This window comes from Rahnella woolbedingensis, from assembly GCF_003602095.1.
In the GTDB taxonomy this organism is placed as follows: Bacteria; Pseudomonadota; Gammaproteobacteria; order Enterobacterales; family Enterobacteriaceae; genus Rahnella; species Rahnella woolbedingensis.
Genome location: NZ_RAHH01000012.1, coordinates 143,105 through 169,962, shown reverse-complemented (window position 1 = coordinate 169,962; position 26,858 = coordinate 143,105). Strand labels below are relative to the sequence as shown.

Annotated in this window: 24 protein-coding genes; 11 read left to right on the top strand and 13 right to left on the bottom strand. The window is 51.4% G+C overall.

Translation table 11 applies throughout. The annotated features are described in order from the left end of the window. Positions 1-276: 276 nt before the first annotated feature. Positions 277-1,812 carry a SpoVR family protein gene (locus D6C13_RS12360; RefSeq protein ID WP_120133036.1) on the bottom strand — a complete coding sequence of 512 codons (1,536 nt, stop codon included), beginning with the start codon at positions 1,810-1,812 and terminating at the stop codon, positions 277-279. Between the two features lie 645 nt (positions 1,813-2,457). Between D6C13_RS12360 and D6C13_RS12355 the strand changes: the two genes are divergently transcribed. Next, on the top strand, positions 2,458-3,759 hold the full coding sequence (locus D6C13_RS12355) for a D-amino acid dehydrogenase (protein ID WP_120133035.1): 1,302 nt from the start codon (positions 2,458-2,460) through the stop codon (positions 3,757-3,759). Between the two features lie 72 nt (positions 3,760-3,831). Then, entirely contained in the window at positions 3,832-4,908 is a 1,077-nt protein-coding gene (gene dadX, locus D6C13_RS12350) for a catabolic alanine racemase DadX (RefSeq protein ID WP_120133034.1), read from the top strand. Positions 4,909-4,933: 25 nt separating this feature from the next. On the opposite strand, the gene D6C13_RS12345 is transcribed toward dadX, so the two are convergent. After that, positions 4,934-6,130: a multidrug effflux MFS transporter gene (locus tag D6C13_RS12345; protein ID WP_120133048.1), complete on the bottom strand. Its 1,197-nt coding sequence runs from the start codon at positions 6,128-6,130 to the stop codon at positions 4,934-4,936. A 150-nt stretch (positions 6,131-6,280) separates the two neighbouring features. Then, positions 6,281-7,111, bottom strand: coding sequence for an ammonia-dependent NAD(+) synthetase (gene nadE, locus D6C13_RS12340; RefSeq protein ID WP_120133033.1), 831 nt, complete (start codon positions 7,109-7,111; stop codon positions 6,281-6,283). 468 nt (positions 7,112-7,579) lie between these two features. Here nadE and D6C13_RS12335 point away from each other — a divergent pair, with 468 nt between their 5' ends. Then, on the top strand, positions 7,580-8,344 hold the full coding sequence (locus D6C13_RS12335) for a DUF481 domain-containing protein (RefSeq protein WP_120133032.1): 765 nt from the start codon (positions 7,580-7,582) through the stop codon (positions 8,342-8,344). A gap of 133 nt (positions 8,345-8,477) precedes the next feature. Here the strand turns inward: D6C13_RS12335 and D6C13_RS12330 are convergent, their stop codons facing one another. The 3 genes from D6C13_RS12330 to yeaG form a co-directional block, all read right to left on the bottom strand. After that, on the bottom strand, positions 8,478-8,771 hold the full coding sequence (locus tag D6C13_RS12330) for a YdgH/BhsA/McbA family protein (RefSeq protein ID WP_120133047.1): 294 nt from the start codon (positions 8,769-8,771) through the stop codon (positions 8,478-8,480). 153 nt (positions 8,772-8,924) lie between these two features. After that, complete coding sequence (locus D6C13_RS12325) at positions 8,925-10,199, bottom strand: YeaH/YhbH family protein (RefSeq protein WP_120133031.1); 1,275 nt, start codon at positions 10,197-10,199, stop codon at positions 8,925-8,927. Between the two features lie 34 nt (positions 10,200-10,233). Beyond that, entirely contained in the window at positions 10,234-12,168 is a 1,935-nt protein-coding gene (gene yeaG, locus D6C13_RS12320) for a protein kinase YeaG (RefSeq protein ID WP_120133030.1), read from the bottom strand. 534 nt (positions 12,169-12,702) lie between these two features. On the opposite strand from yeaG, the gene D6C13_RS12315 reads away from it, so the two are divergent. Both D6C13_RS12315 and D6C13_RS12310 read left to right on the top strand, forming a co-directional pair. Then, positions 12,703-13,452 carry a MipA/OmpV family protein gene (locus D6C13_RS12315; protein ID WP_120133029.1) on the top strand — a complete coding sequence of 250 codons (750 nt, stop codon included), beginning with the start codon at positions 12,703-12,705 and terminating at the stop codon, positions 13,450-13,452. 119 nt (positions 13,453-13,571) lie between these two features. Then, positions 13,572-14,426 carry an aldo/keto reductase gene (locus D6C13_RS12310; RefSeq protein WP_120133028.1) on the top strand — a complete coding sequence of 285 codons (855 nt, stop codon included), beginning with the start codon at positions 13,572-13,574 and terminating at the stop codon, positions 14,424-14,426. 88 nt (positions 14,427-14,514) lie between these two features. Here the strand turns inward: D6C13_RS12310 and D6C13_RS12305 are convergent, their stop codons facing one another. Beyond that, positions 14,515-15,384: a D-hexose-6-phosphate mutarotase gene (locus tag D6C13_RS12305; protein WP_120133027.1), complete on the bottom strand. Its 870-nt coding sequence runs from the start codon at positions 15,382-15,384 to the stop codon at positions 14,515-14,517. A gap of 167 nt (positions 15,385-15,551) precedes the next feature. Beyond that, a complete protein-coding gene (gene gapA / locus D6C13_RS12300; protein ID WP_013575362.1) occupies positions 15,552-16,550 on the bottom strand; it encodes a glyceraldehyde-3-phosphate dehydrogenase in 999 nt (332 codons plus the stop codon). Positions 16,551-16,900: 350 nt separating this feature from the next. On the opposite strand from gapA, the gene msrB reads away from it, so the two are divergent. The 3 genes from msrB (at position 16,901) to D6C13_RS12285 (ending at position 18,387) form a co-directional block, all read left to right on the top strand. Beyond that, positions 16,901-17,314 (top strand): peptide-methionine (R)-S-oxide reductase MsrB, encoded by a 414-nt coding sequence (msrB, locus tag D6C13_RS12295; protein WP_120133026.1) that lies wholly within the window; start codon positions 16,901-16,903, stop codon positions 17,312-17,314. Positions 17,315-17,411: 97 nt separating this feature from the next. Beyond that, positions 17,412-17,684, top strand: coding sequence for a YeaC family protein (locus D6C13_RS12290; protein ID WP_120133025.1), 273 nt, complete (start codon positions 17,412-17,414; stop codon positions 17,682-17,684). Between the two features lie 100 nt (positions 17,685-17,784). Continuing rightward, entirely contained in the window at positions 17,785-18,387 is a 603-nt protein-coding gene (locus tag D6C13_RS12285; RefSeq protein WP_120133046.1) for a LysE family translocator, read from the top strand. 68 nt (positions 18,388-18,455) lie between these two features. On the opposite strand, the gene pncA is transcribed toward D6C13_RS12285, so the two are convergent. The 3 genes from pncA to sppA all read right to left on the bottom strand — a co-directional run bounded on the left by pncA (position 18,456) and on the right by sppA (position 22,138). Continuing rightward, positions 18,456-19,085: a bifunctional nicotinamidase/pyrazinamidase gene (gene pncA / locus D6C13_RS12280; RefSeq protein WP_120133024.1), complete on the bottom strand. Its 630-nt coding sequence runs from the start codon at positions 19,083-19,085 to the stop codon at positions 18,456-18,458. A gap of 19 nt (positions 19,086-19,104) precedes the next feature. Further along, entirely contained in the window at positions 19,105-20,118 is a 1,014-nt protein-coding gene (gene ansA / locus D6C13_RS12275; protein ID WP_120133023.1) for an asparaginase, read from the bottom strand. Positions 20,119-20,284: 166 nt separating this feature from the next. Beyond that, the gene (gene sppA, locus D6C13_RS12270; RefSeq protein ID WP_120133022.1) at positions 20,285-22,138 is read right to left on the bottom strand and encodes a signal peptide peptidase SppA; all 1,854 of its coding nucleotides are present in this window, start codon (positions 22,136-22,138) and stop codon (positions 20,285-20,287) included. A 179-nt stretch (positions 22,139-22,317) separates the two neighbouring features. Here sppA and D6C13_RS12265 point away from each other — a divergent pair, with 179 nt between their 5' ends. The 3 genes from D6C13_RS12265 (at position 22,318) to D6C13_RS12255 (ending at position 25,353) form a co-directional block, all read left to right on the top strand. Beyond that, positions 22,318-22,869 (top strand): NAD(P)H nitroreductase, encoded by a 552-nt coding sequence (locus tag D6C13_RS12265; protein WP_120133021.1) that lies wholly within the window; start codon positions 22,318-22,320, stop codon positions 22,867-22,869. A 224-nt stretch (positions 22,870-23,093) separates the two neighbouring features. Further along, positions 23,094-25,043 carry a DNA topoisomerase III gene (locus D6C13_RS12260; protein ID WP_167458023.1) on the top strand — a complete coding sequence of 650 codons (1,950 nt, stop codon included), beginning with the start codon at positions 23,094-23,096 and terminating at the stop codon, positions 25,041-25,043. Then, on the top strand, positions 25,036-25,353 hold the full coding sequence (locus tag D6C13_RS12255) for a DUF1496 domain-containing protein (protein ID WP_120133019.1): 318 nt from the start codon (positions 25,036-25,038) through the stop codon (positions 25,351-25,353). Before D6C13_RS12260 ends, D6C13_RS12255 begins: the two co-directional genes overlap by 8 nt. 76 nt (positions 25,354-25,429) lie before the next feature. On the opposite strand, the gene D6C13_RS12250 is transcribed toward D6C13_RS12255, so the two are convergent. Both D6C13_RS12250 and xthA read right to left on the bottom strand, forming a co-directional pair. Then, a complete protein-coding gene (locus D6C13_RS12250; RefSeq protein WP_120133045.1) occupies positions 25,430-25,825 on the bottom strand; it encodes a pyrimidine (deoxy)nucleoside triphosphate diphosphatase in 396 nt (131 codons plus the stop codon). 5 nt (positions 25,826-25,830) lie between these two features. Further along, entirely contained in the window at positions 25,831-26,640 is an 810-nt protein-coding gene (xthA, locus tag D6C13_RS12245) for an exodeoxyribonuclease III (RefSeq protein WP_120133044.1), read from the bottom strand. Between the last annotated feature and the right edge of the window lie 218 nt (positions 26,641-26,858).

Sequence of the window (26,858 nt, the reverse complement as noted above, 5' to 3'; positions counted from 1 at the left end):
TTCCATTAGTCGCCATAAAGAGTCGCCATAAAGTTATTCCGTCAACTGTTGTGGAATCATTTATCAGAAGGTGATTTTAATAGCGATGCATAGGCTACATAAATATAATAAAATCAATGTTATAAATGAAATATATGCGAAAGGTAAACCTGATGACAGGGATAAACTGAGAGGGGAGTCACAAAGAATTCAGAATTAAGGAGCAGTGAAATATATGCATGTTTTGCGCAAAGAAAAGGGCGCTTTGCGCCCTTTTGAATGCCTGAAACGTGAATTTTACAGCGGTGTTGGCCGCGGCGGGCAGCGTTCGAGTAATTCAACGCCGCCGTCTTCGTTGAGTTGCTCGATAAACACATCGAAGCCCCACAGACGATGAACGTGTTTCATCACTTCACGACGACTCTTATCGAGCGGCGCGCGATCTTGCGGGATATAACGCAACGTCAGAGAGCGGTCACCCCGCAGATCGACATTCCATACCTGAATGTTTGGCTCGTGATTACTCAGGTTGTATTGCGCCGACAGTTCCTGACGGATGGCGCGATAGCCTTCCTCATTGTGGATCGCCGCGATTTCCAGATAGTTATTATGGTCGTCATCCAGCACGGTAAATAGCCGGAAATCACGCATCACTTTCGGCGACAGGAACTGACTGATAAAGCTTTCATCTTTGAAATCACGCATCGCGAAATGCAGTGTTTCCAGCCAGTCTGACCCTGCGATATCCGGGAACCAGTAGCGATCTTCTTCCGTCGGTTCCTGACAGATACGCTTGATGTCCTGCATCATCGCAAAACCCAGCGCATACGGATTGATCCCGCTGTAATACGGGCTGTTATAAGGCGGCTGATACACCACATTGGTGTGACTGTGCAGGAATTCCAGAATGAAACGGTCGGAGACTTTTCCTTCATCATAAAGATGATTAAGAATGGTGTAATGCCAGAATGTCGCCCAGCCTTCGTTCATCACCTGGGTTTGTTTTTGCGGATAAAAATACTGGCTGATTTTACGCACGATACGCAATATTTCCCGCTGCCAGGATTCCAGCAGAGGCGCATTTTTTTCCATGAAATACAGCAGATTTTCCTGCGGCTCAGAAGGGAAGCGCCGCGCCTGTTCGGGCGCATCAACGCTGTCTTTACGCGGCAACGTTTTCCACAGCGTATTCACCTGACTTTGCAGATATTCCTCGCGGCTTTTCTGGCGCGCCAGCTCTTCCTGTAAAGAGATTTTTTGCGGACGTTTATAGCGGTCGACGCCGTAATTCATCAGCGCATGACAGGAATCGAGCAGCCGTTCGACTTCGTCCACACCGTAGCGTTCTTCACATTCGCTGATATAGCGTTTGGCGAACAACAGGTAATCGACGATGGAACTGGCATCGGTCCAGCTTTTAAACAGGTAGTTATTTTTAAAGAAAGAGTTGTGGCCGTAGCAGGCATGAGCCATGACCAGCGCCTGCATCGTGATGGTATTTTCTTCCATCAGATAGGCAATACACGGGTTAGAGTTGATGACGATTTCATACGCCAGACCCTGTTGCCCGTGTTTGTACAGTTGCTCGGTTTCAATAAATTTCTTACCGAACGACCAGTGAGTGTAATTAATCGGCATACCAATGCTGGAGTAGGCATCCATCATTTGTTCGGAGGTGATGATTTCGATCTGATGGGGATAGGTTTCAAGCCGGTAAGACTTGGCCACCCGGTCGATCTCTGCAAGGTAGGTCTGCAATAACTCAAACGTCCAGTCCGGTCCGTCGCTGAGACGTTTGTCCTCAGTTTTTTGCTTCTGGGTCACTGTTGTCATAAGCCGCACCCTCATTCAGTTATGGACGCTACAGAGTGTTTGATTCACAACCTTTTCTTAAGATTTCGCACGTCCATTGATAATCGTAGCTCAATCTGAGTGTGCTGTTAGATAAACACCAGGATCCCTTCCTGATTAAATCTATATCCTTATGGCCGATCGCTGTCAATTTCCCTGTTGAGGAAGATCTGCACAATAAAAAACTGCTGTTGAGAGGGGCTTTCCGTTTTCAGATTCATATGTCGCTTTTCTTCCCCTTTATAAACCCCCGCAGTCCCTGAATCTCAAAATCTCACAATCCATGAGGTAATAGTATTCTTATGATTGTTTGTGGTTTTTTATTCTGTCTATTTGGCTTTTATTAAGAATTAAATTCTGCTCAAAAACCCGCTTTAACGTGCCCTGATGCTGATGATGTCATTGCTGTCAATGTAATCACAAAACCATAAATTCCTTCTGTGAACCCCTGAATGTTGCGAGATATCGTTATTTATTTCCGGCTATTGAAATAAATGCGAGTATGAACGATAAATAATTGTGAAAGACCTCACGGTTATGAGTGCCTGTGTTGGTGTTTTTTCTCAGTCAGGTTAATTTCCTGTCATCAGAATATTATGCTTTGATTTGTCGTGGAGTGGAGTCGATATGCGTGTGGTGATTTTAGGCAGTGGTGTGGTCGGTGTCGCCAGTGCATGGTATCTGGCAAAAGCGGGACATCAGGTCACGGTCATTGATCGTCAGTCCGGTCCGGCAGAAGAAACCAGCGCGGGCAATGCAGGGCAGATCTCACCAGGCTATGCTGCGCCGTGGGCGGCTCCCGGCGTTCCGGTTAAAGCGGTTAAATGGATGTTCCAGAAACATGCGCCACTGGCCATTCGTCTCGACGGAACGCAGTTCCAGCTGAAATGGATGTGGCAGATGCTGCGCAACTGTGACATGAACCATTATCAGACCAATAAAAGCCGCATGGTTCGCCTGGCGGAATATAGCCGCGACTGTATGAAAGCGCTGCGTGACGATACCGGCATTCAGTACGAAGGTCGTCAGGGCGGAACGTTGCAACTTTTCCGGACTGCGCAGCAGTTTGAAAGCGCGGCCAAAGATATCGCCGTGCTGGATGATGCGGGTGTGCCGTATCAGTTGCTGGAATCCAGTCAGCTGGCGACCGCAGAACCTGCACTTGCTCAGGTCGCACACAAGCTGACCGGGGGTCTGCGATTGCCAAATGATGAAACCGGCGATTGCCAGATGTTTACCCGTAAACTGGCGGAAATGGCGCGTCAGGCTGGCGTTGTTTTCGAATTTAACCGTACGGTGGATAAGCTGCATGTGGAAAACGGCGAAATCACCGGCGTGCAATGCGGCGATGACGTGGTGAAAGCCGATGCTTATGTGGTGGCGTTCGGTTCGTATTCCACGGCATTACTTCACGATCTGGTGTCCATTCCTGTCTATCCGCTGAAAGGGTATTCCCTGACTATCCCGATTACCGATCCTGATTCTGCGCCGGTTTCTACCGTGCTGGACGAAACCTATAAGATTGCCATTACCCGTTTTGATGACCGCATCCGCGTCGGTGGGATGGCGGAGATTGTCGGCTTCAATCTGAAACTGGCACAGGCGCGGCGCGAAACGCTGGAAATGGTGGTAAGAGATCTCTATCCGAACGGCGGTAATGTCGAACAGGCGACGTTCTGGACGGGTCTGCGCCCGATGACGCCGGACGGTACGCCGATTGTCGGCCGCACGCGTATCAAAAATTTGTATCTCAATACCGGGCACGGCACCCTGGGCTGGACAATGGCCTGCGGCTCAGGGCAATTGCTTTCAGATATTATGTCAGGCGTGACGCCTGCGATCCCCTCTGATGATTTATCGGTTGAGCGTTACAGCCCGGATTTTATCGCGCGTCCTGCGGGTCCGCATAAAATGCATCCGGTAGGCTGAATCTGGGGTCATCTTTTCCCATGCAGTGTCTGACGCTGCATGGGCTTAACATTGCTTATTGCCGGAGCTGGTATGCCTCGCCCGATTTCTGCCACTTTATCTCTTTCTGCCTTAACCCAAAATCTGAACATCATTCGTGGCTTTGCTCCTGAAAGTAAGGTCTGGACCGTTGTGAAAGCCAATGGTTACGGACACGGTATTTCCCGCATCTGGCGCAGTTTGTCGTCCACCGATGGTTTTGCATTACTCGATTTCAAAGAAGCCATTTTGCTGCGCGAATCTGGCTGGCAGGGGCCGGTTTTACTGCTGGAAGGATTTTTCACTGCCGAAGATTTGGTCACCGTTGATCAATATCGCCTGACGACCGCTGTTCACAGCGACTGGCAGATTAAGGCGCTGGCGCAAGCACAATTGAGTCAGCCGGTGGATGTCTACCTGAAAGTGAACAGCGGGATGAACCGTCTGGGATTTTCCCCTGAGCACGCGGGCACGGCCTGGCAACAGCTGCGTGAGCTGAAACAGGTGGGTGAGCTCACTCTGATGAGCCATTTCGCTACCGCCGACAGTGTCGAAGGTGTGGACGCACAGATGGCAGCGGTTAATCTTGCAGGACAAGATATCAGCGGGCCACGGTGTCTGGCGAACTCAGCGGCGACCTTGTGGCATCCGCAGACTCATCATGACTGGATCCGTCCCGGGATTATTATCTATGGCGCGTCGCCAAGCGGTGAGTGGAAAGATATTGCGCATACCGGTCTGCAACCGGTGATGACGCTAAAGAGCGAGCTGATTGCCGTGCAGGAGCTGAAGGCGGGTGACCGTGTGGGTTACGGTGGTCGATATCAGGCGAGCGGACCGCAGCGGGTGGGGGTGGTCGCCTGCGGCTATGCAGACGGTTATCCGCGCCATGCACCGACCGGAACGCCGGTATGGGTGGATGGCATTGTCACAACGACGGTGGGGACGGTATCAATGGATATGCTGACGGTTGATCTCACGCCGTGTCCGCATGCGGCAATCGGTTCGCCTGTCGAATTATGGGGTAACCATTTACCGGTAGATGATGTGGCGACGGCCTGCGGTACGCTGGGCTACGAGCTGCTGAGTGCGCTTTCACCCCGCGTACCTGTTTCAGTGACTGATCATTGATCGGCCAGAAACAAAAGTCAGAAAACTAGTTTTCCAGACGGGTCAGACGGCCCGTCGATTTCTTACTGGCGCGACGTGCCAGCATCGCCAGACATCCCCCGGCAAGCATCACCAGCGCCAGGCTCAGTTTTGGCTGCAAGGGTAACGCCATCGCAATAAAGCCCAGCAGCGCCCCTCCGGCCATCTGCACAGAACCGACCAGCGCGGAAGCCACACCGGCTTCTGCCGAAAAAGGTTCCAGTGCATAGCTGGTCGCAGGCCCCATCAGGAACGCCAGACCGGCACAGGCGCTGGCCACCGGTAACATATAGAGCCAGGTTGCGGTCTGTTCAGCTGGCGGAACCAGGGTTATCCCGGCAATCAGTCCCAGGCAGCCGATAAACATCAGAATACCGCCCGTTTTGAGGCACACCGGACGTCCTACTTTGCGGATGATGCGGTTGGCGATAAAACTCATCCCCATGATCCAGAATCCGTTTGCGCCAAACACCAGCGAGAATTCCAGCGGCGTGAGCCCGGCAATATTCATCAGTACCGTCGGAGCCAGCGAAACATACGTCAGCGCCATACCCATCGCGCCTGCATTAACCAGTGCAAAAGTGATAAAGCGGGCATTAAACAGAATACGTGCGTACTGACGAAACGGCAGGCCGGTATTGGTTTGCGTTCCTTCCGGGCGGGTTTCAGGCAATTTGAAAATGACCAGCAGCAGAACTGCCAGCGTATAACCCGCCAGCGCCCAGAACGGCGCACGCCAGCCATAATATTGCGCAATCAGGCCGCCAATCAGCGGTGCAAGCGCAGGAATGATATTGAGCGTGCCATTGAGAAATCCATATGCGCGGGCGGCATCGTTGCCGCTCATCCGGTCGCGCACTCCGCTGAATATCACTACCGATGTGCAACACACCGCCAGTCCCTGAATGACGCGCGAAAGCAGGAACATCCAGGGTGCAACGGCGGTCGCGGCAACGATCGCACCTGCCAGATAAATCACCACGCCAATAATGGCGATCGGGCGACGGCCAAATTTATCGACCAGCGGCCCGGCAACCAGCTGGCCGAGTCCCATCACCAGAATAAACAATGATATTGAGGACTGAATGACAGCTTCTGTGCTGTTCAGGCCCAGGGCAATCGCCGGGATCGCAGGCAGGTAGAGGTCGATACCCAGAGGGCCAAGCAGTACCAGGCTCAGCAGCAGGAAAAGGAATTTTTGCATTGAAAACATCACTGTCAGTCATCCGAAAGGAGGCTAAGGGTAATGATTTAGTTAATGAATGGAAAGCGGCTTGTGATAATCGTGCAGCAGGGGCTTGTGAATAAAAACGGACACCCGTAAGTGTCCGTTAACGCAGAGATGCAGGAAGGGTTATTTTTTCTTCCAGAAATCATCAAACACCGTCACCGGTGGCTGGCGTTTGTGTTCAGTGCGCAGGTACCAGCCTTCGATAATCGCAGCATATTTATCGTCGACTTTTTTGCCTTCGAGATAATCGTCGATCAGCTCGTACGTCACGCCAAGTGCGACTTCATCCGGCAAAGCAGGGCGGTTTTCTTCCAGATCCGCCGTGGGGGCTTTGGTATACAAATGTTCCGGGCAGCCCAGTTCTTTGAGCAACGCTTTACCCTGACGTTTATTCAGACGGAAAATCGGGTTGATGTCCGTGCCGCCATCGCCGTATTTGGTGAAGAATCCGGTCACGGCTTCTGCCGCATGGTCAGTCCCGGCCACGACGCCTTTCTTCATCCCGGCAATGCTGTACTGCGCTTTCATGCGCTCACGGGCTTTTTCATTACCTTTAATAAAATCACTCAGCTCGATACCAATTTCACGCAATGTCGCTTCGCTCGCCAGCACGGCATTCTTGATATTCACGGTCAGAACCTGATCAGGCTGAATGAACGCGATGGCATCCTGACAGTCGGATTCATCGGCCTGCACGCCATAAGGCAAACGCACGGCGATAAACTGGTAATCGGCTTCATGAGTTTCTGCGCGTAATTCGCTAATTGCCATTTGGCAAAGTTTGCCGGTGAGAGTAGAATCCTGCCCGCCGCTGATACCCAACACCAGTGTCCTGATGAACGGATGGGCCAGCAGATAACTTTTGAGAAAATCGACGCTGACACGGACTTCCTGTGTGGCATCGATATGCGGTTTAACGTGCAGAGCCTGAATAATCTCTTTTTGTAAAGCCATGACCACTCCTCCTGAAGGCTGCCTTCGAGGAACCCGAGGCAAAAATAAGACGTTATCAGGATAAAACTACCCCGCATCGCTCAAAAGGACAAGATTCAGCGAAGAGTTCGGCGGAAATCTGTACGCTGCCGGCTCGCAACATTTCGAACCAAAGCGGCAGGAAAGAAGTAAAGTGTGATACGTGATGAGTTATTACCAACCGGCATTGAAATAAGAAATCAATGAAAGGAAACGTAATGATTTCGTATGTTTCTATTGCTGGAAATATATGTCATTCGGAACTATCTAAAAAAGCCGCTTTATTAAGATATCCTGGGCTGAGTGCGTTATATTTGTTGCGGTAGAAATGTTTGTATGCATGTGCCATCGAAACGGAGTTGTCAGGCTTGATTAACGGATCCTAATTAATGGCATACATCGTGTGGTTTTAATGTTGTTATTTGCCTTAAGTCTTATTGGGGAAACAAAATGTTTTTTCGGGTTGTACGTCGTTTACCAGCTTGTGCCATCGTATGTGGTGCAGCGCTGTTTAGTATCTCTAGCCTTGCAGACACCACCATCTTCACTGCGTTAGATGACCCTGCTCAGGCGAAAAAGCCTTTCGAGGGCAATGTTCAGGCGGGTTACAGCGCGCAAACTGGTAACACCAGCAACTCCACGCTGAATGCTGATACCACCATGACCTGGTTTGATACCAACACGGCTTACAGCCTGTGGGGTTCTGCGCGTAACACATCTTCTTCCGGTGTGCGTTCATCCGAGAAGTATCAGGCCGGTGGCCGTACCCGTTATAACCTGGATAACGCGAACTATGTGTTCGGTCAGGGCAGCTGGCTGAGCGACCGTTATAACGGTTACCGTTCACGTACAGTCGGTACACTGGGTTATGGTCGTCAGATCTGGAGCGGTCCGGTGCACACGCTGAACCTGGAAGCCGGTCCTGGTGTTCGTCATGATGAGTTCGAACAAGGCGGGAACACCACCCGTGCTCTGGCTTACGCCTCAGGCACTTACGGTTACCAGATAAGCGACACTGCACGCTTCACGCAGGGCGTTTCTGTTTTAGCTAACGACGAAACCACGCTGAACTCAGAAACTGCGCTGACCGTTGCGATCAACTCCCACTTCTCGCTGAAAGTGGCGTATGACGTAACCTATAACACCAAACCACCAGCCAGCGCGCCGGATAAAACCGATACGGTGACGTCTGTAAACCTGGTGTATGGCATGTAATTTCCCGTCCGGGAAATAATACGAAAAAGCCAGAGGAAATATGCCTCTGGCTTTTTTTTTGGATTATTTTAAGGTTAGCTTCTTCTGATAAAAAAAACCACGCACCCGGCGTGGTTTGGTTATTTCTGAGCAGCTACTTTTTCTCTGCGTCTTTATATACCGTGGCGATCGCTTCAAAATTCGGGCCTTTCTGGCCAGCGGCGATGATATGGTAATATTTACCGCCTTTCTCATCCGCCATTTTTGACAACTCCTCGTGCAACTCACTTGGAGAACCGACTTTTCCGCCGGATTCTGCCACTTTGATGTTGTCGATTTTTACCAGTTTATAGTGTTCGACTTCTTCCTTAGAGACTTGTTCAGCAGCCAATGCACTGAAAGAAAAGGCAGAAATAAGCAGGGTAGTAGCTAAAGTAATTTTTTTCATATACAGCATCCTTTTGTAGAGGTAAGTCATTGCTTTGCTCTCCTGAAGTTTAGACTGTATTTCAAAAAATACCCCAAGTCTGATGAAGTTTTGTTAGAGATAAAAAAACAGCGGTTCATTAATAAATAATCCGCTGTTTTCAAAGGCTAAACATTAGTGGTCCTGGACTTGCTTATGAAAAAGCTCCCTGAATACCGGATAAATATCCTCCTGTTCGCGGATATGCTGCATGGCGAAATTATCGAATTTCTCCTGTAATACTTCGTATTCACGCCACAGCGTCTGGTGGGCGCGTCGGGTGATTTCGATGTAGCTGTAATAACGCACCATCGGCAAGATCTTCTGTGCCAGAAGCTGGTGGCAAAGAGGGGAGTCGTCAGCCCAGTTATCGCCATCGGAGGCCTGTGCGGCATAAATATTCCACTGCGCCGGATCGTAGCGTTCCTTAATGACGTCATCCATCAGTTTCAGTGCGCTCGAAACGATGGTCCCGCCGGTTTCCTGCGAGTAGAAGAACTCCTGTTCATCCACTTCTTTCGCCTGTGTATGGTGACGGATATAGACCACATCGACGTTTTTATAGGTTCTGCTCAGGAACAAATAGAGCAGGATATAGAAACGTTTGGCCATGTCTTTGGTTGCCTGATCCATAGAACCGGAGACATCCATCAGACAGAACATCACCGCCTGACTTGAAGGCTCGGGGCGACGTTCGTAGTTGCGATAGCGTAAATCGAAGGTATCAATGAACGGTGTTTTCGCGATTTTCGCCCGCAACTCAGCAATTTCTTTGCGCAGCCGTTCTTCTTCGAGTAACTGTGCCGGTTCACTGTGCTCGACCTCGGTCAGCGTCGATTCCAGCTCACGCAGCTCCCGTTTTTTACCCGCGGTCATCGCCGTACGGCGTGCCAGCGAGTTTTGCAAAGAGCGAACCACACTGATATTGGCCGGCACGCCGTTAGACGTATAACCGGAGCGGTGGGTTTTGTATTCGTTCAGCTGTTTATGCTGGTTTTTACGCAGGTTAGGCAGCGCCAGATCTTCAAACAACAGATCGAGATATTCGTCTTTGGAGATCTGGAATGAAAACTCATCTTCGCCTTCACCGTCCTGACTGGCTTCGCCCTGACCACTGCCGCCGCCACCGCCCCCTTGCGGTCGTTCGATACGGTCATTCTGCACAAAGTGGTCATTGCCGGGGTGAACACGGTGGCGTAAGCCACCGCGACCCTGATGAAACATGGGTTCGTTGATATCAGCATTGGGGATCGAAACCGACTCCCCGCTGTCCACGTCGGTAACCGAACGCTTGTTGATGGCCTCGGCAATCGACTGTTTGATTTGCGACTTATAGCGGCGCAAAAAGCGCTGGCGGTTCACCGCGCTTTTGTTTTTGCCATTCAGCCGTCGGTCAATGAAATACGTCATATTTCCCCCAAACGACGTTGCCAACGATCCTCTGTTACGAGGATTTTCTTACGCGCAGATACCATTCACACAGCAGGCGAACCTGTTTGCGTGTATATCCTTTCTCCATCATTCTGTCGACAAAATCATCATGTTTCTTCTGTTCATCGGTCGACGTCTTGGCGTTAAACGAGATAACTGGCAGTAATTCCTCGGTATTTGAGAACATTTTTTTCTCAATGACCGTACGCAGTTTTTCGTAACTGGTCCAGTTTGGATTGCGGCCGCTGTTGTTAGCACGGGCACGCAGCACGAAGTTGACGATTTCGTTGCGGAAATCTTTTGGATTGCTGATACCCGCCGGTTTTTCAATTTTCTCCAGCTCAGCATTCAGCGCTTCACGGTCGAACAACTGTCCGGTATCCGGGTCGCGATATTCCTGATCCTGGATCCAGAAATCAGCGTACGTAACATAACGGTCGAAAATGTTTTGTCCGTATTCTGAATAGGATTCCAGATAAGCCGTCTGGATCTCTTTGCCGATAAACTCAGCGTATTTCGGGATCAGATAGCCTTTCAGGTGCTCCAGATATTTTTCAGCGATGTCCTGCGGGAACTGTTCGCGCTCGATTTGCTGTTCCAGAACATAGAACAGATGAACCGGGTTGGCGGCCACTTCCACATGGTCAAAGTTGAACACGCGGGAGAGAATTTTAAACGCGAAACGTGTCGACAGCCCGTTCATGCCTTCGTCCACGCCCGCATAATCGCGGTATTCCTGATAGGACTTGGCTTTCGGGTCGGTATCTTTCAGGCTTTCACCGTCGTAAACCCGCATTTTGGAATAGCTGCTGGAGTTTTCAGGCGTTTTCAGACGCGACAAAATTGAGAAGCGCGCGAGCGTTTCCAGGGTTCCCGGTGCGCAAGGTGCGTGGGCCAGTTCACTGTTGCTGAGCAGTTTGTCGTAGATTTTCATCTCTTCAGAAACGCGCAGGCAGTAAGGCACTTTCACGATGTATACACGGTCAAGGAACGCTTCATTATTCTTGTTGTTACGGAACGTCACCCATTCAGATTCGTTGGAGTGCGCCAGAATAATGCCGTTGAACGGCAGGGCGGAGATCCCTTCGGTGCCGTTGTAGTTACCTTCCTGCGTGGCAGTCAGTAACGGGTGCAGCACTTTAATCGGTGCTTTGAACATCTCGACGAATTCCATCACACCCTGGTTTGCGCGACACAGAGCACCGGAATAACCATAAGCATCCGGATCGTTCTGGGCGTGATTTTCCAGTTTACGGATATCCACTTTCCCGACCAGTGCAGAGATATCCTGGTTGTTTTCATCGCCCGGTTCAGTTTTGGCGATGGCAATTTGTTCCAGAATCGACGGCCAGACTTTCACGACTTTGAACTTCGTGATGTCGCCGCCAAATTCATGCAGACGTTTTGCCGCCCATGGCGACATGATGGTGCCGAGATAGCGCGGAGGAATGTTGTATTCTTTTTCGAGAATATGCGCATCTTCCTGCGGATTAAACAGACACAGAGGATGATCGTTTACCGGGCTGCGTTCGCCGTTGGCGCTCAGCACATAAATCGGTACACGTTGCATCAGGGATTTCAGCCGTTCGGCCAGTGACGATTTACCGCCACCCACCGGGCCCAGTAAATAGAGGATTTGTTTCTTTTCTTCCAGTCCCTGCGCGGCGTGTTTCAGGTAGGAGACAATCTGTTCGATAGCCTCTTCCATGCCGTAAAACTCTTCAAATGCAGGGTAGCGTGCAACAACACGGTTCGAGAATAAACGCGACAGGCGTGGTTCAAGCGCGGTATCTACCATCACTGGTTCACCGATTGCCATCAACAGACGTTCCGCCGCATTGACATAAGCACTGCGATCTTGCCGTGCAATGGTAAGAAATTCCTGCAGTGTGAACTCTTCGTCCTTGGCAGCCTCATAGCGCTGGCGATAGTGGTCAAATATGTTCATACGATGCCCGTCCTTCGTTATTTTACCTTTATCTCTGGAACCACCACCTTGCTGTAATTCCAACGACTTGGGTAACGCACAGGTTAATGAGAGCTTTTTTCAGCGCTCCCGGAAGAAAGATCTCCCACCTGAAATACAGCAACCCTTATGCCAACTTGCAGAACCCCTTTGACGCTGACAGTAACGATGCTTTGTAAACTGTCGTGACTCGGTGGGACGGGCGACTGTTCAGGCTAAGTCTTTCATCTATTTATAAGCGTAGTTTGGCATTAAGAAAATTTCCTCTATGGCTTTGCCGTTTTTTAAGTCATATCAATGACTCAGTTGTATCGAATGCTCTGAAAAGCCTTACAGGGCGTGCTCTGCAGAGCGGAAGTTATTTCTTTAGTCATTTTTATTTCATATTTTGCATATAAATTGTGCGATCCGCCCGATTTTTTCGGGTAAGTCTTTTTCAAGAACGAGAAAAGCTAAGCGCTTCGTTTATGCTTCATTTAAACTAACGGCGTTTTTTTTACTTAATGGAAATAAGCAATGAAAATTTCGTTTATAAAAACACTGTCCATCGCTGGCGCGGCAGTGATTTGCAGCCATGCTGCCGTTGCAGGGACATGGCAGTTAGGTGCATCTGCTCTGGTTGCTCCGGATCCGTATCGTGGAGATAACGACCACGTCTATCCGGTGCCGATCATCAATTACGATAATGATGATTTCTACTTCCACACGCTGATGGCGGGCTACTATCTGTGGAATGACGATGCCAACAAATTCAGCGTGACGGCGAGCTACTTCCCGTTAAGCTTTGACCCAAGTGACAGCGACGATAAGCGCATGAAGCGCCTCGATAAACGTCATTCAACGTTGATGGCGGGTCTGGCTTATTCGCACAACGCCGAGTGGGGTACCATCCGTGCTGCCTTCAACGCCGATACGCTCGATACCAGCAACGGTATGACCGCGGATCTGAGCTATTTATATGCGATTAAAGGGGCTAACTGGGCCGTGGTTCCGGGCGTTGGTGTGACCTGGTTCAGCTCGAACCTCAACCAGTACTACTACGGCGTGACCAAAGACGAATCCCGTCGCAGCGGATTCCACAGCTATTCACCGGATGACAGTTTCAGCCCGTATGTTGAAGTCTCCGCGAAATACAACTTCACCGCGGACTGGCAGGGCTTCGTGACTGGCCGTTATCTGCGTCTGGCCAGTGAAGTGACCGACAGCCCGATCATTGAAAAAGACTGGACGGGTGTGTTGTGGACAGGTGTCACTTACACCTTCTGATGCATTGCACCCTTCAGGTGCTTATGCTGCACAGTAATGGGGCGTTTCGCCCCATTTGCACATTTATAGTTCATCCACATTATCTTCATTAAGAGTCACGACCCGACCGGAGGAAACAGATGAAAGCGAAGACCGTACAACTGCCTGATGGCACAACCGTACCCGCAATCGGACAAGGCACCTGGTATATGGGGGAGCGAAACAGTGAATTTCGCTCTGAAGTGAATGCATTAAAACAAGGGCTGGATGCCGGTATGAGCCTGATCGATACCGCAGAAATATATGCGGACGGAGGAGCGGAAAGGGTAGTTGGGGAAGCGATAGCAGGGCGGCGAGATGACGTGTTTCTGGTATCAAAAGTCTATCCGCACAATGCCGGTGGCGCGAAAGCCATCGCGGCCTGCGAGCAAAGTCTCAAAAGGCTTCAAACTGATTGTATAGACCTGTACCTGTTGCACTGGCGTGGTTCGATTGCGCTACATGACACTGTCGCCGCGATGGAGAAACTACAGCAATCAGGCAAAATCCGTCGCTGGGGAGTTTCTAATCTCGACACTGACGACATGCAGGCGCTGTGGAAAATCCCCGGTGGCGAACACTGTATGACCAATCAGGTGCTGTATCACGCCGCTGCCCGTGGCATTGAATTCGATCTGCTGCCGTGGAGCGAAGAACATGGCGTGCCGGTAATGGCCTATTGCCCGCTGGCACAGGCCGGAAAATTACGCCACGATGTCCTGACCGCGCCGGTGATGCAGAACATTGCGAAGGAGCGGGGAGTGACCAGTTCGCAAATTGCGCTGGCGTGGGTGATCCGTTCGGGTCACGTGATTGCGATCCCGAAGGCCGTTCAGCCGCAGCATATAAAAGATAATGCCGCTGCAATGATGCTTAGCCTGAGTGATGAAGAAATCGCACAAATTGACGCTGCGTTTCCGGCACCGAATCATAAAATGCCGCTGGATATGGTCTGAAATCTGCCATTCTTTGCCTAAATCAGACAGCGAAAAGGGGCCTTTTGGCCCCTTAGTCATATATGCAGCATCACCGCTGCGACATAACTTACTTGCGGACAGAGAACGTCACCGCCAGGCGCGCCGGTGCGGCATGCGTGGAGACGTGCTTGTCTGAAACCTGCGCGGTTTCAACACAGACCATGGTTTTGTAACCGTCATCCGGCATATCCGCCATGCTGACAGACAATTCAGAACCCGGGTTCCAGGCAACAACGTCAGAGTTATTTTCATGTGCAATAACCAGCGTGCGTTTGAGTACCAGATCCACGATTTCACTGGTGGACTGCGGCTGGGTATAGATGCGGTCAGTCTGGCCAGTGAAGGTCAGGTCACCTTCGGTCTGTTTTGCTTTTGCGCCATCGACTTTATCGATAAAGCTGTTGCCCAGGCCTTTGACATTCACACTGGCAATATCACCGATATTGAAATAGGTGTGAAGGGCGCTGTTAGCTTCAAAATCACCGGTAGATTCCAGTTCAATATGGCAGGTTGCGCCGAGCGTGAAGCGTGCAGTCAGCGTAAATTCGTGCGGCCACAGCGCCAGTGTTTCAGGAGAGCTTTTCAACGTTAACGTCAGGACAACACCTTCATCAGTTTCCTGATGATCAGTCAGTTCCCACGCCATGTTTCGTGCGAAACCGTGTGAAGGTTTGCCTGCCGGACCGAACCACGGCCAGCAAATCGGGATACCGCCACGAATAGCGACGCCTTCTTTAAATGCACTGGCGCTGCTCATCCACAATACAGGCTCTTCGCCTTCAGGCTGCCATGACAGCAGATGCGCGCCTTGCAGGGCAATAGCAGCACGAACTTTCGGATGGGAAACAACAAGCACCGGCAGTTCGTCGATAAGACGCTGGCTGACGGAGGTGGTGATCTGGTTTACGACCGGGAGAGAAAAAAGTTGTTCTGTCATTATCTAAAGTCCTGTCAGGGTTAAAACTTCTAAGATTTAGAACCAAGACTACACATGAACCCAACTCAACTGTTTGACCGCACTCATGTGCTGATAAAAAAGTGCAACCGACAGAAAGCAAAAGGGCGACTTGCGTCGCCCTTCAATCAGTTCATTCACATTGCCAATTATTTGGAAACGTGAGCGATCAGATCCAATACTTTGTTTGAGTAGCCAGTTTCGTTGTCGTACCAGGAAACCAGTTTCACAAAGTTGTCGTTCAGAGCGATACCTGCTTTCGCATCGAATACGGAAGTCAGTTTTTCGCCGTTGAAGTCGGTAGATACTACGTCGTCTTCGGTGTAACCCAGAACGCCTTTCAGGTCGCCGGCTTCAGAAGCTGCTTTGATTACTGCGCAGATTTCTTTGTAAGAAGCTGGTTTTTCCAGACGTGCAGTCAGGTCAACAACAGAAACGTTAGGAGTAGGAACGCGGAACGCCATACCCGTCAGTTTACCGTTCAGAGCTGGGATTACTTTACCTACTGCTTTAGCAGCACCGGTAGAAGAAGGGATGATGTTCTGGGATGCGCCGCGGCCGCCGCGCCAGTCTTTGTGAGACGGGCCATCAACAGTTTTCTGTGTTGCGGTAGTTGCATGCACAGTGGTCATCAGAGCTTCAACGATACCGAAGTTGTCGTTGATAACTTTAGCCAGTGGTGCCAGGCAGTTAGTGGTACAAGATGCGTTAGAAACGATTTCCTGACCTGCGTATTCTTTATGGTTAACGCCCATAACGAACATTGGGGTGTTGTCTTTAGAAGGACCAGTCAGAACAACTTTCTTAGCGCCTGCAGTGATGTGTTTACGAGCAGTCGCATCATCCAGGAACAGACCAGTAGCTTCAGCTACAACGTCAACGTTAACTTCGTTCCATTTCAGGTTAGCTGGGTCACGCTCAGCGGTAACACGGATGGTTTTGCCGTTAACAACCAGGTGACCGTCTTTAACTTCAACGGTGCCGTTGAAACGACCATGAGTTGAGTCGTACTTCAGCATGTATGCCATGTAGTCCGCGTCTAACAGATCGTTGATTGCTACGATCTCGATGTCAGAACGTTCCTGAGCAGCACGGAAAACAATGCGACCGATACGGCCAAAACCGTTGATACCTACTTTGATAGTCATATATTCCACCAGCTATTTTTTTAGTGAATAAAAGGTTGGTTGTAAAATTACAAAAACCTTGCTGAGCGTCAAGCGGAATCGTGTCAATTATTGCTGTAAGTCAAAGCGACGACCTACTATTGCTCGCTTATTGCACGTTCCGTTTTCTTAATCGGCTTACAACCACATGGGGGCGAAAAACTGAATATAAAGTACCGGAAGGTCAGGAGTGTGATCGCCATCACAAGTTGCGAGTCAGGTAACGCTGATGCCATACAGTTTAGGTCAAAAGGGGCAGACCTGTTGTTAATTTTTTGTTATTATAAACTGTTATTTTAGTTGATTTTTATATTCGTCAGAGAACGATAAACATGAGTATTGAATTAGAATCTTCCTCTACCCTCGAGCAACTCACTGAAATTCAACGTTATGTCACGCAGAATCACGGAACCGAGCCTCCGTTCTCCGGAAAGTTGCTGCATAACCGCCGTGAAGGTATTTATCATTGCGTCGTCTGTGGTTCCGCGCTGTTCTATTCCGATACCAAATACGATTCAGGCTGCGGCTGGCCCAGTTTTTATCAGCCGGTGCAACCGGATGCGATTAAATATCTCACTGATAAAGCGCATAATATGCAACGCGTTGAGATACGCTGTTCGGGTTGTGAAGCGCATCTGGGGCATGTTTTCCCGGATGGTCCTAAGCCGACAGGCGAACGTTACTGTGTGAATTCGGCCTCAATGCGTTTTACTGATGGTCAGAGTGGCGATAAAACCGCCGGCTAGAGAGTCGTGAAAGTGCGATGTAATCTACCCGACAAAATCGATTCAGCTATTATTCAAAACCTTTTGAATAATAGCGTGGAGCTGAGGGCTCAGTCAGATGGAAATTAATCAACTCATTGATGTAATGACGCCGGAAATCTATGCACGTCTGGTGCAGGCCGTGGAACTTGGTAAGTGGCCAGATGGTGTGGCGCTGACGCCGGAACAGAAAGAGCACAGCCTGCAGGCCGTCATGCTGTATCAGTCGCGTCACAACGTGGATGCCCAGCATATGAGCATCGGCACCGACGGGCAGATCGTCACTAAAAGCAAGCAGGAACTGAAACAGCAGTTCGCGCATGAAACGCTGATAAAGCTGAAACCTGAGTAATGATTGCCAGAGCCAAGAAAAAGGGCGCTAAACTGCGCCTTTGAAATTGATGCTAACATTCTAAAACAACAGGAAAACACCCTTAGTTTTTTATATGAATATGGACATCAATCTAACCGGTTTTATCCCCGCATTACTTCCCGTTGCACTGTCTCCCGGCGCAAGCTTTACGCTTGCCATGAACAGCGCACTGTGTGGTGGACGCAAAGGTCTTTTAAAGACGCTCACCGGAACGGCTTTCGGCATCTACACTCACGCAATTTTTATCGGGCTGGGCATCACGTCGTTGCTCATGGCATCTCCGACGCTTTTCAGTATTCTGAAAATAGCAGGCACGGCCTATCTGCTTTGGCTGGGTATCCAGCTTATCCGCAGTGGTCTCAATGCGCGTGAGATGGTGTTCGACAGCAGCGGCGCAGCGGTGACATTGAAAGATGCCTGGCTTGCGAATGTGCTTAACCCGAAAGCGATTATGTTTTACCTGACCGTCGTTTCACAATTTGCCGGCAGTCAGGGTGAAATCGGGCATTACATGATTCTGGCGACCGTGCATATTGCTGTGATGTCCGCCTGGCTGATCGCTGTCAGTAAGGTGCTTATTTTCTCCGCTAATAAGATAAATACCGTTACCTTGAAAAAGGTCGTGAATATAGCGGGTGGGGGATTGTTGGTTATTTTTTCTCTGAGCAGTATTTGGCATTGAGTGAGGGGGTTGGCTACCGATGTCTCTGCTCTTTACTCTTCTGCTATTCCTTTAGCAGAAGAGTAAACTCACGCCAACACCGCCTCTGAGGTACTGATCACCGCCCCCGCAGCCCGTATCGCTTCAATTGCTTCGGCACTGTCTTCTGGCTGTAAATTTACGCCACGGCACCCGTCGGTCAGCAGTGTCACCTGATAACCCTGTGCGAGTGCGTCAAGCACGGTGAATTTCACGCAGTAATCCGTCGCCAGTCCCATCACATAGAGATGCGTCACTTTTGCCGCTTTCAGCCAGTCGTTTAGCACCGTGGCTGCGCGGTGGCCGTTATCGAAAAATGCACTGTAACTGTCGATGTCGGGATTCGTGCCTTTCTGCACCACGAAATCCACCAGCGGCAGATTCAGGGCGGGATGAAATTCAGCGCCGGGTTCCTGCTGGACGCAGTGAACCGGCCACCACACTTGTGGCAGGCCATTGAGTTCGCCCGATGTCCAGGGTTCGGCGTGCGAATTGGTGGCAAAGCTGCGATGTCCGGCAGGGTGCCAGTCCTGTGATGCCAGCACCGGGATGTCCTGGCTTTTACACCACGCCATCATCTTATTTGCGACCGCAATCGTCGCGTCGCCGTCAGAAACCGCCAGCGCGCCGCCGCGACAAAAATCGTTTTGCAAATCGACCAGCAACAAAGCAGATTTCATAATGCCCCTTAAACGTCAATTATTCGGTGAGTTCGCCGCGCAGATTTTGCTGCATCAGCTCACGGATTTCTTGCGGAGTATGCGTCTGGCTGAGCAGGTAATGCAATTTGGTCAGTGCCGCTTCGACGGTCATATCAAATCCGCTGATCACACCGGAATGCGCCAGCGCGTTACCGGTGGCATAACCCCCCATGTTGACGCGCCCTGAAATACATTGCGTCAGATTCACCACCACAATGCCGCGTTCAGAGGCATCTTTCAGCACTTTCAGCAGGTCACCCTTTTGCGGCGCATTGCCGACGCCGTAGGAGCGCAGGATCAGAGCCTTCACCGGCTGCATCAGAAAGTTTTGTACGACTTCGGCTGAAATCCCCGGATAAATCGTCACCACGCCGATAGGCTGCGGAGTGATGTGATGAACTTTCAGCTTCGCGGCGGGCACAACGGGCAGCGAAGGCGTGGAAAGGCGGCGGATGTGGATCCCGGCTTCCAGCAGCGGAGTCAGGTTCGGGGATGCAAAAGCATCGAAACCATCAGCGTGGGCTTTAGTGCTGCGGTTACCGCGATACAGACGATTGTTAAAGAACAGGGTGACTTCGTTGACCGGATGATTGGCGGCGATGTACAGCGAGTTCAGCAGGTTAATCTGACCGTCAGAACGCAGCGCTTCGAGCGGAATTTGTGACCCTGTCACAATGACCGGTTTGCTCAGATTTTCCAGCATGAAAGAGAGTGCAGAAGCGGTGAACGCCATAGTATCCGTGCCGTGCAGGATAACGAAACCGTCGTACTCATCGTAATGCGACTGAATATCATCGGCAATGTGCTGCCAGTCTTCCGGCGTCATGTCGGAAGAGTCCATCAGGGGCGCATATTCCTGAATGGTGAATTCAGGCATTTCAGGGCGGTGGAATTCCGGCATCAGCGCCAGCTGACGTTGTAAATGGCCGGAAACCGGGATGTAACCCTGTTCAGAACGCTGCATACCGATTGTGCCGCCGGTATAGGCAACGTAAATAGATTTTTTAGTCATCGAAGATGTTCTTTTTTTAGAAAGGTGAAAGCAACTGCGCTAAGTATAAAGGCTTCGTGGCTGGCGTCCCACCATAAAAAGCCCGGAGTTCTCAGAGAAGCTACGGGCAATGAATTATGGCGAATCTTTATCCCGTTTTATGGCGCAGTATCCAAAAAACGGAACGTTACTTCACGTCACCACAGGTCAGGCAAAGTGCGTAACGGTTTTGCGGGTCATTCATATTGCTGAACAGGTCAGCCTGTGATTTCAGCTCCATCGCCATTTTGCTCACCGGCGCAGGCAGATAAGCCTGAATCGCCGCTGGCAGCATGGCGTGAACCGACACGCTCACCTGCGAGAACACCATGTCGCTGAGGCTTGGCTCGCTGACGTACCAGTTCAGCTGCCATTTCGGCAGTTTCGCCAGATCGGCGGCTTTCTTCACTGCGTCATCGAAATCACCCAGTTCATCCACCAGACCATTGGCCTTGGCATCAGAACCGATCCATACGTGACCTTGGGCAATCTGATCGATTTCTTCAGGTGTTTTGTGGCGCGAATCGGCAACCAGACCGAGGAAGGTCTTATAACCGTTCTCGATGTTCAGCTGCATCATCTGCGAGAACTCCGGTGGCAGCGCTTTGGTGGAAGCGATATCCGCCAGCGGTGACGTCGCCACGCCATCAGTATGCACACCGGCGTAATCCAGCGTGTTCTGATAGGTGTTGATCACGCCGAAGATACCGATGGAGCCGGTGAGGGTGCTCGGGCTGGCGATGATGTAGTTTGCTGGCGTAGAAATCCAGTAGCCGCCGGATGCCGCCATGCCGCCCATTGAAACCACCACCGGTTTGCCAGCGGCTTTCGCAGCAGCCAGTTCGGAGCGGATCACCTCAGAAGCGCTGACGCTGCCGCCCGGGCTGTTGACGCGGAACACAATCGCTTTCACTTTCGGATCCAGACGGGCATCACGAATTTGCTGGGCCGTCGTGTCGCCACCGACTGCACCCGGTTGTTCTTCACCGTCGTTGATGGCACCGGTCGCGAAGATCACCGCGATTTGCGGGTCGTTATTGTCCGGTTTTGGTTTCGGCGAATAATCGTAGATGCTGGTGTAGTTAAAGTCTTTGGCGTCTTTATTCCAGCCAAACGCTTTCACCATATCGTTGTCCGCTTCGGTACGGGAAGCCAGCGTATCCACCAGTTTGGCTTTCAGCGCGTACTGCGCCATATCGCCGCCGGTCGCCTGCATTCCCGCTAATATACCCGCTGCGCCAGGGAACAATTGTTCAGGCGTGATCTGACGGTTTGCAGAAACGGTATTGAGATAGTTAGTCCACAATCCACCAATCCAGCGGCTATCTGCTTCACGAGCTGCAGGGGACATATCGTCACGGATCAGCGGCTCAACGGCAGATTTATACGTCCCGACGCGGAAGATATTGGTCGTGACCTTCAGCTTATCGAGCAGGGATTTGTAATACAGATTGTTGGTCGCAAAACCGTGCAAATCGACCGCGCCCTGTGGCGACAGGTAGATTTTGTTGGCGTAGCTCGCCAGATAATATTGCGACTGGTTATAGCTGTCACCGATGGCATACACCGGTTTACCTGCGTCACGGAATTCACGCAGCGCTTTGCCGATATATTGCATCGATGACTGGTCAGTGCCGGTGAAATCAGTCAGTTGCAACACGATACCGGTGACGTTTTTGTCATCTTTTGCCGCGCGAATAGTATCGACCAGATCAAACAGGGAGTTCTCCTGTAAACGGCTGCTCGACGTGCCCAGCAATTCACGACCCCACTGACGGACTTTATTATTGACCGAAGGCTTATCCACCACGGAACCGCTCAGGTCTACCAGCAGCGCACCTTTAGTGGTATCGACGGGTTTGTCCTGCACGGCATACCAGATGCCCACGCCAGCCAGAATAATCAGGATAAGGAAAACGTTGAGAATGAATTCTCTGACGAAATTAAGAAGACGCCAGGTCCACTTAAAAAATCCGGCGATAATTCGCCACAATGCGCGCATGGTCTCTCCAACAAGACAGATAAGTCCCGCTATCCTAATGACACGCCGGTAAAAAGTCAGCTTTAAATCATGTCAGGATTTAGCAACGACGCATTATCTGAAAGCATCTGATGCGTTGGAAAATACCGTAGCGGCTATGTTAACGTAAGGTAAATAGCAATTATTCTCAGGAGATTAAAATGGACGCTTTGGACTTATTACTTAACCGCCGTTCCGCTTCCCGTCTGGCTGCTCCTGCTCCGGCAGGCGAGGCGCTGCAAAACATCATCAACGCCGGGATGCGCGCGCCGGATCACGGTGCTTTGCAGCCGTGGCGGTTTGTGATTGCTGAAAACGACGGTCTGACCCGTTTCAGTGAATTACTGCGGGCTGCCGCCATTAAAGACGGCGCGGATGAAAAAGCTATCGAGAAAGCCACGCAGGCGCCACTTCGCGCCCCGCAAATCATTACCGTGATTGCGGCCTGCAAAGAAAGTCCGAAAGTGCCGCAGTGGGAACAGTTGCTTTCCGCCGGTTGTGCCGTTCAGGCGATGCAGATGGCTGCGCTGGCGCAGGGTTTCAACGGCATCTGGCGTACCGGCGCCTGGACCGACCATGCAGATGTACGCAAGGCATTCAAATGCGGTGAGAACGATAAAATCGTCGGTTTCCTGTATCTCGGTACCCCGCAGCTGAAAGCGAGCCTGCAGGTGATCCCGACCGACAGCACGCCTTTTGTGACACATTTCTAAAATTCACTCGCTTATTTATTAACCGGTTTTCATCGGCCTTTTCTGATAAAACCGGTTTTTGCTGTCTATTTGAGCGACCATCGTCGCGGATCCTTCTAACCGTCTTACTAATTGCGTCGCCAGCGGCTAACATAGCCACCATCAGCATGAGGAGGACGAAGTGAAATGAAGGATGGGATAATGGAAATCTTTGTAGCGACCCCCTCTCAGGCAGGTATGGCCTGATGCGTTTGTTCATTGCGGAAAAACCCAGCCTTGCCCGCGCCATTGCGGATGTCCTGCCAAAACCTCATCGCCGGGGCGACGGCTATATTGCCTGTGGCAACGATCAGGTCGTGACCTGGTGCGTCGGTCACTTACTCGAACAGGCGCAGCCCGATGCCTACGACAGCCGCTTTGCGCGCTGGTCGCTGGCAGACTTGCCGATCATTCCTGAAAAGTGGCAGCTTCAGCCGCGTTCTTCCGTCGCCAAACAACTCAACGTGATTAAACGCCTGTTGCTTGAGGCGACGCAGGTCGTTCACGCCGGTGACCCGGATCGCGAAGGGCAATTGCTGGTGGATGAAGTGCTGGATTATCTCGAGCTGACGCCGGAAAAACGCCACGCGACCCAGCGCTGCCTGATTAACGATCTCAATCCGCAGGCCGTCGAACGCGCCATTGACCGGCTGCGCGACAACCGTGACTTTATACCGCTGTGCGTTTCCGCACTGGCCCGCGCCCGCGCCGACTGGCTCTACGGCATCAACATGACCCGCGCTTATACCCTTCTTGGCCGCAACGCCGGATACAACGGCGTACTGTCCGTTGGCCGCGTACAAACGCCGGTGCTCGGGCTGGTAGTGCGCCGCGACGAAGATATCGAAAACTTCGTGCCGAAAGATTTCTTTGAAGTGAAAGCGCATATTGTCACGCCTGCCGAAGAGCGATTTGTGGCGCTGTGGCAGCCGAGCGATTCCTGCGAGCCGTATCAGGATGAAGAAGGGCGTTTGTTGCATCGTCCGCTGGCGGATCACGTGGTGGCGCGCATTGCCGGACAACCGGCGATGGTCACCGGCTATAATGATAAACGTGAGAATGATATCGCGCCGCTGCCGTTTTCGCTTTCCACATTGCAGATTGAAGGCTCGAAGGCCTTTGGCCTGAGTGCCCAGCAAATTCTTGATATCTGTCAGAAATTGTATGAAACGCACAAATTGATTACGTATCCGCGTTCGGATAGCCGATATCTACCGGAGGAGCACTTTGCCGGTCGTCATTCCGTCATCAACGCTATTGGCGTTCACCGCCCGGATCTGATGCCGCAACCGGTTGTTGATACTGATATTCGTAACCGTTGCTGGGACGACAAAAAGGTCGATGCGCACCACGCGATTATCCCGACGGCGCGCAGCAGTAATGTGAATCTGACCGACGATGAACGTAAGATCTACGGCCTGGTGGCGCGTCAGTATCTGATGCAGTTTTGCCCGGATGCGGTGTACCGCAAATGCGTTATCGATCTGGATATCGCAGGCGGTAAGTTTATCGCCAAGGCACGTTTTCTGGCTGAAGCGGGCTGGCGCACTTTGCTGGGCAGTAAAGAGCGTGATGAAGAAAACGAAGGCACGCCGCTGCCGGTGGTAGCCAAAGGGGACGAACTGCTGTGCGAGCGCGGGGACGTGGTTGAACGCCAGACCCAGCCGCCGCGGCCGTTTACCGACGCCACATTGCTTTCTGCGATGACCGGGATCGCGCGTTTTGTACAGGATAAAGAACTGAAGAAAGTCCTGCGTGCGACGGACGGTTTGGGCACAGAAGCCACGCGTGCCGGGATTATCGAACTGTTGTTCCGTCGTGAATTTTTGTACAAGAAAGGGCGCTATATCCATTCCAGCGATACCGGACGCGCACTGATCCACTCCCTGCCGGACATTGCCGGGCGGCCGGATATGACCGCCGACTGGGAGTCGACGCTGACGCGTATCAGTGAAAAGAGCTGCCGTTATCAGGATTTCATGCAACCGCTGGTCGTGACGTTGCAGAATCTCATCATGCAGGCCAAAACGAACCGGGTGTCTTCGGCATTCCGCAGCCTGCCTTCCAAACCGGCGGGCGCTGCGGCGAAAGGCAAAAGCGCCCCTAAACGCCGTAAAGCGAGCACTAAAGGGAAGGAAGCGAAAAGTGATGAATAATGTACTGGTGAAACATGTGCTGATGGCGTTACTGGCCGGTTCCGTGCTGCTGTCTGCCCCGGCGATGGCGAACCGCAGCAATATCGGTAACGGCGCGGATGTGGTGGTGCCTCTGCCGCCGCAAATCTGGGAAAACAGCGGCAGTAACAACAATAACAGCGCGCCGACCTGCCACAACTGCTGTATCTACAATAATCAGAGTTACAGTGAAGGCGCGGTGGTGACAGCGGACAGCGTGGTGTTGCAATGTTCACGCGACCCGAACGTGGTGGGCACCAATGAACTGAAATGGGAAGTGTTGAAGAAATAACGCTTTCTTAAACGACGGACAGAAAAAAGGCGCGGACTGTTTCCAGTACCGCGCCTTTTTTGTTTGCATTCACAGGCTATGAGACGAATTTCGCCAGATATGCTTCGATCAACGGAATATCTGCCGGTGCCAGATCAAACGACGGCACGTCAGCGGGCGATACCCAGCGGATTTCAGAGTGACACTGTAACGTAATCGTTCCCGCAAATCCGCTGACCCGCCAGCCGTGCAGACGAATCAGCCTGGAGGATTGCTGTAATTCGCTGGTGGCGAGAAAATCTTCCACCGTCGCCGCGATACCCATTTCTTCGTGCAATTCACGCGCTAATGCGGCTGGCTGACTTTCCCCGGCTTCCACTTTTCCGCCGGGGAATTCCCATAAACCCGCCTGATCGCTGGACGCATCCCGACGGGCGAGCAGCAATTTGCCTTCACGTTCAATCAGGGCGGCGACCACATCAATCGACTTCATGGTCATTATTTCAGGTCGAACGTTGCCCAGATTGGCGCATGGTCAGACGGCTTTTCCATTGCGCGGATATCATAATCAATACCCGTCGCGGTGCAGCGCGCCGCCAGCGGCGTACTCGCCATGATAAGATCTATACGCAGGCCACGGTTTTCATCAAAACCGCGTGAACGGTAATCAAACCACGAGAATTTATCGGCCGCTTCCGGATTGGCGGCGCGGAAAGTGTCAATCAGCCCCCAGCCTTTCAGGCGATCCATCCATTCACGTTCTTCCGGCAGGAATGAACATTTACCGGTGCGCAGCCAGCGTTTATGGCTGTCTTCGCCGATACCAATGTCCAGATCGGTCGGGCTGATATTCACGTCACCCATAACCACCACCGGATTATTCACGGACAAGCTGGTGGTCAGGTAATCCTGCAAATCACGGTAAAACTTCTCTTTAGCCGGGAATTTAGTCGGATGGTCACGGCTTTCACCCTGCGGGAAATAACCGTTAATCACGGTCAGAATACCCTGCGGCGTTTCGATGTCGGTCATGATGATACGGCGCTGAGACTCTTCGTCATCACCCGGGAAACCACGGCGTACAGCCACCGGTTCCTGCCTGGTCAGCATGGCAACGCCGTAATGGCCTTTCTGGCCGTGATAGAACACGTGATAACCGTACTGGCTGACATCTTCGAGCGGGAACATGTCGTCGTGAACTTTAGTTTCCTGCAAACCGATAACGTCAGGCTGGTGCTGTTCGATAATTGCGGCAAGCTGATGAGGGCGGGCGCGCAATCCATTGATATTAAAGGAGACGAACTTCATAGTCGGGAACCATTTGGCGATGAAATCAGAAGCGCGATAGTAGCAGAAAAAGGGCGTAATGGCGAAATCGCGATGCAGGGAGATGTGATACCGGCGGCCAGAATAAACGTCTGTAATAGCCAAACACCTGCCAGAAAATTAGGGCAAAGGGAGTTCATTCGGAGAATTATTTTGTCAACTTTTCGTGACAGTCTCTTCTTCCCGTGTACATGAAAGAG